We start from the raw sequence: 13,784 nt of genomic DNA on the forward strand, positions 1-13,784 counted from the left end.
TGGAAGTGCAGCAATGCATGCAGCTGACGAATACTAATCGGTCGAGGGCTTATCCTACTATGTAAGATTCAAGATGACTTCAGCACTCATCCTTTCGCATCCAGTTTTCAGGGTACAATACCTTGAATGTATCCATACACATTGTTCCCTGATAGCTCAGTTGGTAGAGCACTCGACTGTTAATCGAGTTGTCACAGGTTCGAGTCCTGTTCGGGGAGCCACATATAGAGAGGTGTCCGAGTGGTCGAAGGAGCACGATTGGAAATCGTGTAGGCTCTAACCGGGTCTCGAGGGTTCGAATCCCTTCCTCTCTGCCATAATTACTTCATCATGTGTATGAGCTTACTGCACTACTTAAGTTAAGGCCCGTTGGTCAAGTGGTTAAGACACCTCCCTTTCACGGAGGTAACAGGGGTTCGAGTCCCCTACGGGTCACCATTTCTTTTCACAAAGAAATTGAAAAGAAATTAAAAAAAGACTTGCATTATCATAGAGAAACATGTTATGATATAAAAGTCGCTCAAAGAAAAAACCTTTAAAACATGGACGCTTAGCTCAGCTGGGAGAGCATCTGCCTTACAAGCAGAGGGTCGGCGGTTCGATCCCGTCAGCGTCCACCATATGATTCACATTGACGCGGGGTGGAGCAGCCCGGTAGCTCGTCGGGCTCATAACCCGAAGGCCGCAGGTTCAAATCCTGCCCCCGCAACCAACTTTACCTTCGGAGAACTCCGAGTAACCAAATGTGGAGCTGTGGTGTAGTGGCCTAACATGCCTGCCTGTCACGCAGGAGACCGCGGGTTCGAATCCCGTCAGCTCCGCCACTTATGGTTAAGGCTCGGTAGCTCAGATGGTAGAGCAGAGGACTGAAAATCCTCGTGTCGGCGGTTCGATTCCGTCCCGAGCCACCATTCAAGAGTACAAGCAATAATTGAATATGCCGTTGTAGCTCAACTGGTAGAGCAACTGACTTGTAATCAGTAGGTTGGGGGTTCAAGTCCTCTCGACGGCACCACATGGAGGATTAGCGAAGTGGCTAAACGCGGCAGACTGTAAATCTGTTCTCTACGAGTTCGGTGGTTCGAATCCATCATCCTCCACCAGTTTTTTACCTTAGGGGCATAGTTTAAAGGTAGAACAGCGGTCTCCAAAACCGTTAGTGTGGGTTCAATTCCTGCTGCCCCTGCCAATGAGAACATCAATATGGCGGTCGTGGCGAAGAGGTTAACGCACCGGTCTGTGGCTCCGGCATTCGGGGGTTCAAGTCCCCTCGATCGCCCCATTATTGTTCTGAAAAATGAATAACTTATAAAGTTGTTGGGGATTAGCCAAGCGGTAAGGCAACGGACTTTGACTCCGTCATTCTCAGGTTCGATCCCTGAATCCCCAGCCATTTTTATGCGGAAGTGGCTCAGCGGTAGAGCATCGCCTTGCCAAGGCGAGGGTCGCGGGTTCGATTCCCGTCTTCCGCTCCATCTTCATTGGCGCCATAGCCAAGTGGTAAGGCAAAGCTCTGCAAAAGCTTTATCCCCAGTTCGAATCTGGGTGGCGCCTCCACAAAAATATTAGCGTGTGCCCTTAGCTCAGCTGGATAGAGCGTTTGACTACGAATCAAAAGGTCAGGAGTTCGAATCTCTTAGGGCACGCCATTATTTTTTTGCAGCGATTCACAACGCCGGCGTGGCGGAATGGCAGACGCGCGCGACTCAAAATCGTGAGGGAAACCGTGGAGGTTCGAGTCCTCTCGCCGGCACCATTTTCTCACAACATAGTAACCAATGATGATTGTATAGGATACAGTCTTTTTTTTATTTTAGGGTGATTTACGGCTAACATAGCGTGAATCGCCCTTTTTGCTATAGGCTGCGAGAACGCAGGTCTAATAAGGGGGCCCGACCAAGGTCTAGGCTATAAACCGCCGTAGGTCTGTTTTATAAAGAGGGAAAACATCCTAGAATAAAGACATAAGCAGGAGACAACGCCTGCAGGCGATAAATTAACCTACTTAAACGAAAGAAAGGCGGTGATGAGTGGTGGATGGTAAAAAAGCGCTTGGCGTCATAGCAGTAGTCATTGGCGGATTAATTGTACTTAACTTCTTAGGGATTCACTTAGGCTCCATTATTGGGTTCCTGTTCCCGTTCATCTTAATTGGGCTTGGCTTCATAGGCTGGAAGAATAACAGCAAGTTGATTGGCGGAGTACTGATGGCGGTAGGCGGATTAATCGTTCTTGGCAAGCTGTCCGGTCTGATTATGTTCGCAGCTGCGGTTGGATTGATTGTATGGGGTGTGAGCCTGTTCAAGAGAAGCAAGAGACAGACGTTCTAAACGAAGCAGATTAGATAGGAGGGTAAATGGAATGAGCATTATGCGACGCGTACGTGATCTGACAGTTGCTACCTTGAATGAGCGGCTGGAGAAGTCAGAGGATCCCGTTCGATTGATTGATCAGTTCCTATGGTCTACTAGAGAAGATATTATAGAGGCGGAACGCCTCTATCAGCAATACTCCGGTCACAGCAACCATCTGAAGGTGCAATGGCTGCAGGCTGAGCAGCAGCGCGAGCGCCGTGAGCAGCAAGCAATGACCGCACTGAAGGCGGGCGAAGAGAACCTGGCCCGAATTGCCCTTCATGAGAAGGCGAGCTGTGAGGAGCGTTCCGCACAGTATCGTGACCTGTATGAGCAGAGCAAGCAGAATACACTTGACCTGGAAGAGCAGCTGCGTCAGATGCGCAGCGAATATCAGACCGTCTACGATAAACGTGAATATTATGCTGCTCGGATGGAGTCCCTGAGGCTTCAGCAGCGAATGAACAGCCGCTATGCTGGCGGTGAGCAGGGCGCACAGCCTGGTGCGATCTTCAGACGGTTAGAGGATCGGATTAGCGATATGGAGCATGAAGCGAAGAGTCTGCATGACATTCGCAGGCTGGGCAAGGAGATCTACTCCGAGGTTGGTCAATCTGTTCAATCAGTGGTTGAGCGTGAGCTGGCACAGCTGAAGAAGAAGCTTGAGAAGGAGGGCTGGTCATCTTGAGGAAACTGTATCGGTCAACGAGAGATAAGAAGCTCTTCGGTCTATGCGGCGGTCTATCACAGATGCTGAACGTAGACGCTACACTGCTTAGAATTCTACTTGTTGTAGCAGCGGTCTTCACTAGCGGAACGGTCATCGTTATCTATATTATCGCAGGCTTCGTCGTACCGAAGGAACCGTCCTATCCAGGATTCGGACCAGGACCTGGAGGGTATGGAACGACTAGCTATGGTCCAGGACCTGGCGGCTATGGCCACCATACAGCTGGCTTCGGCGAAGGAGCCCATGGCGGACCTTACAAGAACCCGCCTCAGGGGAACTGGACTAACTCCTACGGCGGAGGACAGTCGCAGCCGGAATCACCGTCAACCTTCGACTCTATGATGGATGACTTGGAGAAGAAGGCTTTACGCAAGGAAATTGAAGAGCTTCGCAGCAAACTAGCTAGATACGAGAAGGGAGATTTATAATATGGGTATTTTCAAACGGATGAAGGATATGACGAAGGCGTCACTTAATGAGATGTTGGACAAAATGGAAGATCCGGTAGTGATGCTGAATCAGTACCTGCGTGATATGGAATCTGAGATTCACCAAGCTGAGGTTACAGTTGCCAAGCAAATGGCGAATGAGCGCCGCATGAAGCAGCGTCTGGAGGAAGCCGTTCGCAGCGCAGCTGATCGTGAGTCGAAGGCGGAAGCGTCCCTGCGCTCCGAGCAGGAGGAGCTGGCACGCAAGCTGCTGGAAGAGAAGCTGTACTTCGACCAGAAGGTGACTGAATATACAGGCTTGCACGCCCAATCTAAGGCACAAGCAGATGAGCTCATGCAGCAGCTGCATGAGATGAAGGAAGAGTTCTACCAGCTTCGCAACAAGCGTAATGAGCTGGCAGCCCGTGCTCAAGTGGCTAAGGCGCAGAAGCAGATGGCTCAGATTACATCGAACCACACGATTGACAGCGGGACTGCTTCACGCGGATTCTCCCGAATGGAAGAGAAGATTATGCAGATGGAAGCTGAAGCAGATGTGCTTCGCACCCCTTATGCTTACAAGAACGCAACCGGCGGCTTCAGCGCGGCTGATGCGGAGAAGCAGCTTAAGGTGGATGAGCAGCTGCAAGCTCTGAAGAACAAGCTTACTCCTCCCCCAGCAGAGTAGCAGGCAGCAGCAAGATTGGAAGAAGAAGCGGACAGCTAGAGCGTCTGCTTCTTCTTCCTTATGCTTATGAATAGGTGTAGAATGGGCGTAGAAGGAAGTGAATGGAAGTGGCCGAAGGAGAAGGCAGACTGCCGAAGCCGAACCAAGCAGCAAGACACAAGCAGATAACAGAGACGATTCTGTGGCTGCTTATTATTATCAGCATAGGCGTGATTGTGCTGCAGGGGATCGGTTATATTCAGTTTTTTACCTTACAGGGCAAGGCAGCGATCTACGTCCTTACGATTATTGGCGCAGCCTTGGCGGCGGCCACACTGAACGGCTACTTGCAGAACTTCAAGCTGAAGGCAGCGCTGAAGCGCCTGAGTGAACAGCCTCGTAGGCGTAATTATAACGTGACGATCGACACGGATGATGATAACAATCTTCGTACAGAAGAAGAAGAAGAGAATGATGCGATCTGGACGGAGAAGGTGAAGTTCACCGCAGTGCTCGAGGAACGGCAGCGGCTGGCGCGTGAGCTGCATGATGCGGTCAGTCAGCAGCTGTTCGCCATCTCCATGACGGCCACGGCGGTCAGCCGGACCATTGAGCGGGATTGGGAACGTGCGAAGCGGCAAGTGCAGTTAATTGAAGAGATGGCGGCGGTCGCTCAATCGGAGATGCGTGCGCTGCTGCTTCACTTAAGACCGGTCCACCTTGATGGCAAGAGTCTCGGTCAAGCGCTGAATATGCTGATGGACGAATTGAAGCAGAAGGTGCCGATGAAGATTGATCTGGAGATCGACGAGACGATTATGCTGGACACGGAATCCGAGGATCATCTGTTCCGAATTGCCCAAGAGGCGCTGTCCAATACACTTCGTCATTCGAAGGCGACCGAGATGGAGATTAAGCTGCTGCGTTATGGTAATCAGGTAAGAATGACGCTTAAGGATAATGGAATAGGCTTCGATCAGAGTGACCGCAAGCAAGGCTCTTATGGGTTGCTGACGATGGAGGAGCGCGTGAATGAGCTCGGAGGAGCTTTTCAGATGAGCTCGGTGAAGAATGTGGGAACTCACATCGATCTGTGGGTGCCGATGGATAGACGGGGAATGGAAGCTTAGAGAAAGCGGTGGAACTGGTGGAATCAATCGAACAGATGGTGCAGCCGATTAAGGTGCTGCTCGTAGATGATCATGAGATGGTAAGGATAGGTCTGGCAGCCGTGCTGGATACAGAGGATGGCATTGAGGTAGTAGGCGAGGCAAGCAGCGGGATGGATGGACTTCGGCTCGCGCAGGCATATAAGCCGGATGTTGTCCTGATGGATCTTGTCATGGAGGGTATGGACGGCGTCGAGACGACGAGAAGAATGCTCGAGCTGTATCCGGAGTGCAAGGTGATTGTACTGACGAGCTACCTCGATGACAGCAAGATGTATCCGGTTATCGAGGCAGGAGCGTTCAGCTATCTGCTGAAGACGTCAAGAGCAACCGAGATCGCGGATGCGATTCGTGCCGCTTCACGCGGACAGTCGGTGCTGGAATCCCAAGTGGCGTCCAAGATGATGAATCGGTTCCGCCAGCCTAAGCCGCAGGAGCAGATTCCTCCCCATCATGATCTGACGGAACGTGAGATGGATGTGCTGAAGCGGGTCGCGCAGGGGATGTCCAATCAAGAGATTGCGGACCAGCTGTACATTGGAGTGAAGACGGTCAAGTTTCATATTACGAATATTTTCAACAAGCTGGGGGTTGAGGACCGGACGCAGGCGGCCATCTATGCGCATAAGCAGGGCATTGCTGAGTAGCTAAGTGGCAGGCAGATTCTTGATTAGCTCCGCTGCTTGCTGGATATCATTGAGGTCAATGATGGGTATCGTGGATTCGGGTTGAGTGAGACGGTATTCAGGCCATGCGGCTCCGAGCAGAGGGCGGCTTAACGTCGTTAAGAGCTCTATGTCTGCGGCTTCCTTCAGCATGATAATCTTCGGATAGTCTGCGTTCTTGAAGCCTTCTATTAGAATAAGATCCATGCCGGCCATCTGCTGGATGAGCTCTTGGAGTGGGATGGGGCTGCTGCTTAGGATGGCGGCACGAGTAGATGAGGTTATCGCGGTCACATCTGCTCCTGATTGTTGATGCTGCCAGGTGTCCGAGCCAGGCTTGTCCATCGTGAAGCTGTGCGCATCATGCTTGATTGTACCAACGGAATATCCTGATTGCTTGAATCGTTCAGTAAGCCGGCAGACCATCGTGGTTTTGCCGGTGTTTTTGTATCCGACGACTTGGACAATTAGAGGGGACTTGTGGTGGAGCATCGTGCGAGAGCCTCCTTCAATTATAGAGTTAAGGCGAGTTCATCATAGCATGAGGGGATTGGTTGTGAAAAGATCAGGCCATGCAGAAGCTGACGGCATAGTGGGTTGGAGGAAGCTGGAGACAGGGGTGGGCAATGGGCAGCTGGGTGGAGGATTGAGCAGTAGAGTATGCTAGGTGACTGCTGGAATGGCAGGCCAGGTCGGATAGAGATTGGGAAAAAGGAGCATAAAAGGACCAGAAAAGGAGCATAAAAGGAGTGCCAGACAAGGGCTTCGCGGATAATTGTCGAATGTATCTAGGTAACAAGGCAGCGGCTAGGGGGAATAAAGGATGTCTGAACGGCGGGTAATGGCAGTCATTCCAGGTGAGAGACAGATTGTGAATCATGGGCAACGAGGAGACATTGCCCATCGCTTCAACCGCAGGGCCGTGAAGGTAAGCACGGCCCAAGAGCTTGTGCTTGCGGCGGCCAGAGCAGTGCCATGCGGTGTGGAGACGGTGCCGCTGCGGCAGTGCAGCGGCAGAAGGCTCGCACACAAGCTTGAGGCGACGTGCGATTGGCCGCCCTTCGCTCGCAGCGGGCTCGACGGCTATGCCGTGCGCGCCGCGGATTGCGCGGAGGCGTCGCCGGGTCAGCCGGCGACGCTGCGCGTCGTGGATTCGGTCGCGGCGGGCGGCGTCGCCACCGCGGCCGTGGAGCCCGGTACAGCCGTGCGCATCATGACCGGCGCGGCTGTACCGGATGGGGCCGACGCCGTCGTCATGCTGGAGCAGACGGCGGAGGCCCTCCTGGCCGGGGGAGAGGCGGCGGCGGTGCAGGTGAAGCACGCCGCCCGCCCCGGCCAGAACATCGCGCCCCGAGGCGAGGAATTCCGCCTCGGGAGCGCCCTGGCGGAGCCCGGCACGCGGCTGCGGCCGGGCCACGTGGCCCTGCTCGGCACATTCGGCTATGCCGATGTGCCGGTGTACAGGCGCCCCCGCGTGGCGGTGTTCGCCACCGGCAGCGAGCTGCTGCCGGTGGCCTCGCCGCTTGCGCCGGGCCAGATCCGCGACAGCAACTCACCTATGGTCGCGGCCATGGCAGAGCACAGCGGTGCCGAAGTGATCAGCTTCGGCACGCTGCCCGATGAACCGGGCGAAGTCGCTGCCGCTCTCGCCCGCGCTCTGGAAGACGCCGATCTCATCGTGACAACCGGCGGTGTATCCGTCGGAGATCACGATGTCATGGCGGATATCGTGCGGGCGCTGCGACAGGGAAGTCTGTCCGCAGCGAACCCTGTCATGGATGACCCGCGCTCTCGTGTCCTGTTCGACCGAGTAGCTATGCGCCCCGGCAGTCCGACCTCTGCAGCCGTGCTTAGCGGCAAGCTGCTCGTGGCGCTGTCCGGCAATCCTGGAGCCTGCTTCGTAGGCTTCGAGCTATTCGTTCGGCCGGCTATCCACGCTATGATGGGGGTAGAGGAAGCATTGCCTCGTAGAGCAACAGCCCATCTCGCCAGCGGAATCACGAAGGGATCCCCGCATGAGCGCTACGTGCGGGCCAGACTAGCCCAAGACGAAGAGGGCCGGCTGCTGGCCGACCCACTTGCTTATAACAAGTCAAGCATGATGGCATCCCTTGCTGACGCGGACTGCCTGGCTATTATTCCCTCGGGGAGCCAAGGCGCGGAGCAAGGTGAGAAGATTGACGTCATTCTCATCTAAGAGACCTACACCAGCTGATTCAATAATAGCCCCTTGGCTGGGAGCGGCCAGTAGGACTGCATAGATGCATAATAGGACGTATAGGGCAGCGGGCCCTTCAGGCCAGGACGAACAAGATCAATGACCTTCACCTGCTGCATGCCCGTTAGCTGCTGCTCCGCCTCGCGCAGCAATCCGGATCTTCCTGTAAGCAAGGAAGTCTGGGCCTCAGCATCAGCAGCAAGCGCGGCTGCCCCTTCAGTCAGCTTGTCCTCCTGGTAGTACCAGCGGCTCTCCGCCTCATTCCAGCTAAGTCCGATCAGCTTGGCAGCAGGATGGGAGGCAAGTACGTGCTCCAGCTTCGTGATGAGCGCAGGCTTCAGATATCCCGCATGGCGGTCATAAGCAAGGCGCAGCTCATTCATCGCCTGGGCGAACTGGTGAAGCTCCTGCTCCAGCTGCTTGGGATGGTTCAATCCTGGACCAATTCTCTGCCTGATGCCAGAGATTGCCGACCTGGCTTGTCTGCTCTGTGCCGCCCACTCCGAAGCGCCCTGAGCAGCTTGACGGAATGGAAGGTTCCAATCTTCGCTTGGCTCTGGCGGCAGCTGAGGCTCATCATCTCGATACGGATATGCAGCGTAGCGGCTGATAGCCTGCACGGAATGAGCATATGAAGGTGTTCGTTCAATGCGATCGGTACGCCTAACTGGATACATGACCATAGGGTGGACACTCCCTCCTTCAATACGAACGATTAACCACTATTAAGCCTATCTTAATCATCATGCGAAGGCTGGCGGTTCGTGTCGAGGGAAGCGGCAAGCTTGACAGCATCAAGTCTGCCGCCGAGAGCTGGCTGAATTGCCAGCATTACACAAGCATTACACCAGCAGGAATAAGAAGGCAATTAGGGCAAAGTCCAGCGCAAGCGCTCCGCCGAACGGGAAGAATGGTCTTCTTGGCGGTCCGTAATAGTAAGGGTCGAACGGATACGATTGCGTGTGCGCTTCAGGCTCAGCTGGAGGCTTGGCGGGGGCTTTCTTTGCCGCTAAGGAACCAGACTTCTTCGTACTCTTCTTCCCCTTAGCCTTCATCACGTCTGCTTGCGGCTCCTGCTGCGGCTGCTCGTCCTCGTCGTCACCGTTCAGCATCAGCGTCCCTCCGCGGCAGGCACTGAGCCTTCCAATGTACCGGCTTCCATCCTTCATAATGACACAGACCGGGAGTCCGCAATATCGACTGACGATCTCCTCTTGAAGCGGATATACTTGTTCCATCAAGGAATTGCACCTCCATGAGTCATTCTGCAACTAGTCTATTCACCTACAGGCGAATGCGTATAGTTATCTACCTAGGAGCGAAGGAGAGATTCTATGCCATCCTTATCTGACTCATCCAAGTTATCCGAGCAGGCGAAGCGCAATCAGCGCCGCAGCATGCTCCTTGCCGTGATTGTATTAATAGTGGCAGGAAGCATCAGTGTCTGGACGTCCAACAAGCGGCAAGACCATGAGGCGGCCAGCAGTCCAGCTACACAAGATCTCACAGCACTGTGGGTATGGGGCGGGGAGCAGCTCGAGGGGGGATCTGAGGCAGGGGAGTGGTCCATTCGAATGGATGCGGAGCACGTTGGAAGCGGCGGTGGTGCGAATCTAGAGAAGCTTGCGCTCAGGTTGTTGGATGAGAAGAGTACCGAAGCGGGCAACCTACAGGATAAGGCAAGCTTGGTTAGGTCAGGGCATCCCAGAGGCTATGAAGGAACCCTTGCGATCAGAGCAATTCCTGGTGAAAAGGGGCAAAGCTGGCTCCTTCTCTATACAGCAGATCTTAATCCGAGCAAGGATGATCTGGTGGCAGTCTGCCGCTTCATCGAGCGAACTCTTGCGTCCGAAGGATTAGCTTACAAGATTAGCACCCGCGTCCGCGGACAGACGTCAAGAGAAGATGCAGCGAAGCGGGTGGCGAAGCTGGCTCAGGCAGAGCTAGTCGAGCAATATAAGGATAATGGGACGATTAGTCAGACTTATTACACCGATCAGCTGCTACAAGAGGTCGAGCTGCGTGAAGGAGTGAAGGCTAATCTGCAGATTGCAAGGTTCCCCGGAAGGTCGCCCAGAGCGTACACATTAGTAGTTGGAACTCCCTTGATTACAGGGGATTACAGCGGCCAGCAGTAGGTAAGAATTAGCATTAGCTATGCGGTTCATTAGTTTTTTTTATGATCCAATGAATAGCGGATTGATATTGAATATGCTACACTACATAAATGCGAAGCAGTCTAAAAATACATAGGAAAGAATGAGGAATATGACCTACACGACAAATCACGAATCCGTGACCGAGCAAGCCGCTGTCTACTATTTGTTTGGGGCTACCGGTGATCTTGCGAAGCGTAAGCTGTTCCCTGCCCTGTATAGTTTATATAAAGAAGGCAAGCTGTCCGAGAACTTCGCGGTTGTCGGCCTTGCCCGCAGACCTCGTACGAACGAAGAGTTCCGTCAGGATGTGTACGAATCCATCAGCGAGTTCTGCCGCTACAAGCCGGACGATGCCGAGCTGTGGAGCCGATTCGCTGAGCACTTCGAGTATATGTCCCTCGATATTAACAACGTTGAGGGCTTCCGCGAGCTGAGCAGCCTGTCGGACCGTCTGGATGCCAAGTTCGACATTCCAGGCAACCGCTTGTTCTATCTGGCGCTCGCTCCAACGCTGTTCGGACCGGTCTCCTTCAACCTCCGCGATGGCGGACTGCTGGAGTCCAGCGGCTGGCACCGGGTTATTATTGAGAAGCCGTTCGGATACGACCTTGCTTCTGCCCGTGAGCTGAATGATCAGATTAACCAAGTATTCCGTGAGGAAGAGATCTATCGGATTGACCATTACCTAGGTAAGGAAATGGTGCAGAACATCCAAGTCATCCGCTTCGCGAATGCCTTCTTCGAGCCGCTCTGGAACAACAATCATATCGCGAACGTTCAGATTACGCTCGCTGAGACGGTTGGTGTCGAGGATCGCGGCGGTTATTATGACAAGTCAGGCGCGCTGCGCGACATGGGTCAGAACCATATGCTGCAGATGCTGACGATGATTGCAATGGAGCCGCCAAGCCGCTTGCATGGCGAGGACATCCGAGATGAGAAGGTGAAGGTGCTTCGCTCCCTTCGCGGCTACAAGTCCAGTGACGAGGTTCGTGCGAAGGTCGTCAGAGGGCAGTACAGCGAAGGCTCGCTGCGCAGCAAGGATCTGAGCGGATACCGGGGTGAGGATTCTGTCGGTGCGGAGTCAACGACTGAGACTTATTTTGCCGCTAAGGTGAATATTGATAACTTCCGTTGGGCTGGCGTACCGTTCTACATCCGGACGGGCAAGCGTCTGCCGGTGAAGACGACCGAGGTCGTCATTGAGTTCAAGTCGATGCCGCAGAATGTGCTGTTCGCACAGAAGCATGATCTGCAGCCGAACCTCCTCGTCATTCGGGTGAACCCGATGGAGGGTGTCTATATTAAGGTGAATGCGAAGACTCCGGGCTCGAACAACTCGGTTCAGCCGGTCGCGATGGAATTCTGTCAGAGCTGCCAGGTCGGACTGAACACACCGGAAGCTTACGAGCGTCTCATTCATGATGCTGCACGCGGTGACAACTCATACTTCACCCGGTGGGATGAAGTGGCTCAGGCTTGGGAATTCGTGGATCGTATTGCCGATGCTTGGCGTGAAGGCAGCCGTGATCTGCAGTTCTACCCAGCAGGTTCATGGGGGCCGGAAGCAGCCGATAAGCTGCTTGAGGAAGATGGCTTCCACTGGTGGCCGGTCAACGGTCAAGAGGAAGACAATGTCGTATGGGTAACGAACAGCCGATAAGCGTTATGGTGCTTAGAAGCTTGTGCATAGGAAGGGAAGGCAAGCATGAGTCAATCGTTAACGAATGAGATTAAGCAGGAAGTAGAGAAGCGCCGCACGTTCGCGATCATCTCTCACCCCGATGCGGGGAAAACAACACTAACCGAGAAGCTCCTCCTATTCGGAGGAGCCATTCGGCTTGCTGGGACGGTTAAGGCGCGTAAGGCGAGCCGGCATGCGACATCCGATTGGATGGAGATTGAGAAGCAGCGGGGAATCTCCGTTACTTCATCGGTTATGCAATTCGATTATCTTGGCCATCGTGTCAATATTCTAGATACACCTGGTCACCAAGACTTCAGTGAAGATACGTACCGTACATTGACGGCAGCAGACAGCGCAGTCATGTTGATCGACGTCGCTAAGGGTGTCGAGGCGCAGACGATTAAGCTGTTCCAAGTATGCCGGAAGCGCGGCATTCCGATCTTCACGTTCATTAACAAGCTGGACCGCGAAGGGCAGAGCCCCTTCGATCTGATGGAAGAGCTTGAGCAGGTGCTCGGCATTCGCGCGGTTCCGATGAACTGGCCGATCGGCATGGGCCGCGAGCTGTGCGGCGTCTATGACCGGATGAAGAATCAAGTGGAATTATTCCAAGGCAATGATCATTCAACCATTGCGGTAACGAAGGTCGATGACTATAACGACGGCAAGATTCGTGAGATGGCCGGCGACTACTTGCACGACCAGCTCATCTCGGATCTGGAGCTGCTGGATGTCGCAGGCGATCCATTCGATTATGAGAAGGTTCGCGCTGGCGAGCTGACTCCTGTGTTCTTCGGCTCTGCGGTCAACAACTTCGGCGTGCAGACGTTCCTGGAGAACTTCCTGGAGCTGGCTCCGAAGCCGGAACCACGCAGATCGACTACAGGCCAGATCGAGCCGACGAATGAGAAGTTCTCGGGCTATGTGTTCAAGATTCAAGCGAATATGAATCCTGCACACCGTGACCGGATTGCCTTCCTCCGTATTTGCTCCGGCCGGTTCGAGCGCGGCATGAGTGTTAGACATGTCCGTGCCGGCAAGGATATTAAGCTGTCTCAGCCGCAGCAGTTCCTGGCTCAGGATCGTGATATTGTCGAGACGGCCTATCCGGGCGACATTATCGGTCTGTTCGATCCCGGTATATTCCGTATCGGGGATTCCTTATCTCAAGGGTCGGAGATTGTGTTCGACGAGCTGCCGGTGTTTTCTCCGGAGATTTTCGCCAAGGTGACGGTGAAGAACGCCCTTAAGCATAAGCAGTATCAGAAGGGAATCGATCAGCTGACAGAGGAAGGTACGATTCAAGTATTCCACTCTGCTGGCGGGTTCGAAGAGACGATTCTCGGCGTAGTCGGCAATCTGCAGTTCGAGGTATTCGAATATCGGATGCGTGCAGAGTACGGCGTTGAGATTCAGCTGCACCGGATGCAGTTCCAGTTCGCCCGCTGGATTGTCGATGACAGCAACAAGATTGATCCATCGAAGTTCCGTATCAACTCTTCTCTCGTGAAGGATAAGAAGGGCAACTTCGTCGTCCTGTTCGAGAACGAGTATGCGATGCGTACAGCGATGGATAAGAACCCGACCTCCAAGTTCCTGGAGACGGCGCCATAGAGGCAATGATGAAGAGCGCAACCCCTGCCAGCAGCAGGGGTTGCGCTCTTCTGCTTGAAGGCCAGCGGGCTCTGGCTTGCGAAGGTGCTTGAG

The 13,784-nt window shown here is 53.9% G+C and carries 13 protein-coding genes and 16 tRNA genes; 26 read left to right on the plus strand and 3 right to left on the minus strand.

Going from position 1 to position 13,784, the window contains the following annotated elements:
• Positions 1 to 145 precede the first annotated feature (145 nt).
• The 22 genes from ACFO9Q_RS04665 to ACFO9Q_RS04770 all read left to right on the plus strand — a co-directional run bounded on the left by ACFO9Q_RS04665 (position 146) and on the right by ACFO9Q_RS04770 (position 5,995).
• Positions 146 to 221: transfer RNA gene (locus ACFO9Q_RS04665), tRNA-Asn, on the plus strand.
• 5 nt (positions 222 to 226) lie between these two features.
• Positions 227 to 317, plus strand: a tRNA-Ser gene (locus ACFO9Q_RS04670).
• A 46-nt stretch (positions 318 to 363) separates the two neighbouring features.
• Positions 364 to 438: transfer RNA gene (locus tag ACFO9Q_RS04675), tRNA-Glu, on the plus strand.
• Positions 439 to 544: 106 nt separating this feature from the next.
• Positions 545 to 620 (plus strand) — tRNA-Val (locus ACFO9Q_RS04680).
• A gap of 15 nt (positions 621 to 635) precedes the next feature.
• Positions 636 to 712 (plus strand) — tRNA-Met (locus ACFO9Q_RS04685).
• 35 nt (positions 713 to 747) lie between these two features.
• Positions 748 to 824, plus strand: a tRNA-Asp gene (locus tag ACFO9Q_RS04690).
• A gap of 11 nt (positions 825 to 835) precedes the next feature.
• Positions 836 to 911 (plus strand) — tRNA-Phe (locus ACFO9Q_RS04695).
• A gap of 28 nt (positions 912 to 939) precedes the next feature.
• Positions 940 to 1,015, plus strand: a tRNA-Thr gene (locus tag ACFO9Q_RS04700).
• Between the two features lie 3 nt (positions 1,016 to 1,018).
• Positions 1,019 to 1,103, plus strand: a tRNA-Tyr gene (locus ACFO9Q_RS04705).
• A 12-nt stretch (positions 1,104 to 1,115) separates the two neighbouring features.
• Positions 1,116 to 1,189, plus strand: a tRNA-Trp gene (locus ACFO9Q_RS04710).
• Positions 1,190 to 1,206: 17 nt separating this feature from the next.
• Positions 1,207 to 1,282 (plus strand) — tRNA-His (locus ACFO9Q_RS04715).
• Between the two features lie 36 nt (positions 1,283 to 1,318).
• Positions 1,319 to 1,393 (plus strand) — tRNA-Gln (locus ACFO9Q_RS04720).
• Positions 1,394 to 1,400: 7 nt separating this feature from the next.
• Positions 1,401 to 1,475 (plus strand) — tRNA-Gly (locus ACFO9Q_RS04725).
• Positions 1,476 to 1,483: 8 nt separating this feature from the next.
• Positions 1,484 to 1,557: transfer RNA gene (locus ACFO9Q_RS04730), tRNA-Cys, on the plus strand.
• A gap of 15 nt (positions 1,558 to 1,572) precedes the next feature.
• A tRNA-Arg gene (locus ACFO9Q_RS04735) sits at positions 1,573 to 1,649 on the plus strand.
• A gap of 25 nt (positions 1,650 to 1,674) precedes the next feature.
• A tRNA-Leu gene (locus ACFO9Q_RS04740) sits at positions 1,675 to 1,756 on the plus strand.
• 277 nt (positions 1,757 to 2,033) lie between these two features.
• Positions 2,034 to 2,330: a LiaF transmembrane domain-containing protein gene (locus ACFO9Q_RS04745; RefSeq protein ID WP_379179226.1), complete on the plus strand. Its 297-nt coding sequence runs from the start codon at positions 2,034 to 2,036 to the stop codon at positions 2,328 to 2,330.
• Between the two features lie 31 nt (positions 2,331 to 2,361).
• Positions 2,362 to 3,042 (plus strand): PspA/IM30 family protein, encoded by a 681-nt coding sequence (locus tag ACFO9Q_RS04750; protein ID WP_379179228.1) that lies wholly within the window; start codon positions 2,362 to 2,364, stop codon positions 3,040 to 3,042.
• Entirely contained in the window at positions 3,039 to 3,512 is a 474-nt protein-coding gene (locus tag ACFO9Q_RS04755) for a PspC domain-containing protein (protein WP_379179230.1), read from the plus strand. Before ACFO9Q_RS04750 ends, ACFO9Q_RS04755 begins: the two co-directional genes overlap by 4 nt.
• Position 3,513: 1 nt before the next feature.
• Positions 3,514 to 4,200, plus strand: coding sequence for a PspA/IM30 family protein (locus tag ACFO9Q_RS04760; RefSeq protein ID WP_379179232.1), 687 nt, complete (start codon positions 3,514 to 3,516; stop codon positions 4,198 to 4,200).
• Between the two features lie 101 nt (positions 4,201 to 4,301).
• Positions 4,302 to 5,309 (plus strand): sensor histidine kinase, encoded by a 1,008-nt coding sequence (locus tag ACFO9Q_RS04765; protein ID WP_379179234.1) that lies wholly within the window; start codon positions 4,302 to 4,304, stop codon positions 5,307 to 5,309.
• Positions 5,310 to 5,344: 35 nt separating this feature from the next.
• Positions 5,345 to 5,995 (plus strand): response regulator transcription factor, encoded by a 651-nt coding sequence (locus ACFO9Q_RS04770; protein WP_379179276.1) that lies wholly within the window; start codon positions 5,345 to 5,347, stop codon positions 5,993 to 5,995.
• Here the strand turns inward: ACFO9Q_RS04770 and mobB are convergent, their stop codons facing one another.
• A complete protein-coding gene (mobB, locus tag ACFO9Q_RS04775; RefSeq protein WP_379179236.1) occupies positions 5,996 to 6,505 on the minus strand; it encodes a molybdopterin-guanine dinucleotide biosynthesis protein B in 510 nt (169 codons plus the stop codon).
• Between the two features lie 349 nt (positions 6,506 to 6,854).
• Between mobB and glp the strand changes: the two genes are divergently transcribed.
• Positions 6,855 to 8,210, plus strand: coding sequence for a gephyrin-like molybdotransferase Glp (glp, locus tag ACFO9Q_RS04780; RefSeq protein WP_379179278.1), 1,356 nt, complete (start codon positions 6,855 to 6,857; stop codon positions 8,208 to 8,210).
• A gap of 5 nt (positions 8,211 to 8,215) precedes the next feature.
• Here glp and ACFO9Q_RS04785 read toward each other — a convergent pair whose 3' ends face one another.
• Complete coding sequence (locus ACFO9Q_RS04785; RefSeq protein ID WP_379179238.1) at positions 8,216 to 8,914, minus strand: hypothetical protein; 699 nt, start codon at positions 8,912 to 8,914, stop codon at positions 8,216 to 8,218.
• Positions 8,915 to 9,073: 159 nt separating this feature from the next.
• Positions 9,074 to 9,472: a hypothetical protein gene (locus ACFO9Q_RS04790; RefSeq protein WP_379179240.1), complete on the minus strand. Its 399-nt coding sequence runs from the start codon at positions 9,470 to 9,472 to the stop codon at positions 9,074 to 9,076.
• Between the two features lie 93 nt (positions 9,473 to 9,565).
• On the opposite strand from ACFO9Q_RS04790, the gene ACFO9Q_RS04795 reads away from it, so the two are divergent.
• From ACFO9Q_RS04795 to ACFO9Q_RS04805, 3 genes are all read left to right on the plus strand, one after another.
• The gene (locus ACFO9Q_RS04795; RefSeq protein WP_379179242.1) at positions 9,566 to 10,369 is read left to right on the plus strand and encodes a YwmB family TATA-box binding protein; all 804 of its coding nucleotides are present in this window, start codon (positions 9,566 to 9,568) and stop codon (positions 10,367 to 10,369) included.
• A gap of 130 nt (positions 10,370 to 10,499) precedes the next feature.
• Complete coding sequence (gene zwf / locus ACFO9Q_RS04800) at positions 10,500 to 12,053, plus strand: glucose-6-phosphate dehydrogenase (protein WP_379179244.1); 1,554 nt, start codon at positions 10,500 to 10,502, stop codon at positions 12,051 to 12,053.
• A 45-nt stretch (positions 12,054 to 12,098) separates the two neighbouring features.
• On the plus strand, positions 12,099 to 13,691 hold the full coding sequence (locus tag ACFO9Q_RS04805) for a peptide chain release factor 3 (RefSeq protein ID WP_379179246.1): 1,593 nt from the start codon (positions 12,099 to 12,101) through the stop codon (positions 13,689 to 13,691).
• Positions 13,692 to 13,784 lie beyond the last annotated feature (93 nt).

Source organism: Paenibacillus sp. GCM10023252 (genome assembly GCF_042653305.1).
Classification (GTDB): Bacteria; Bacillota; Bacilli; order Paenibacillales; family Paenibacillaceae; genus Pristimantibacillus.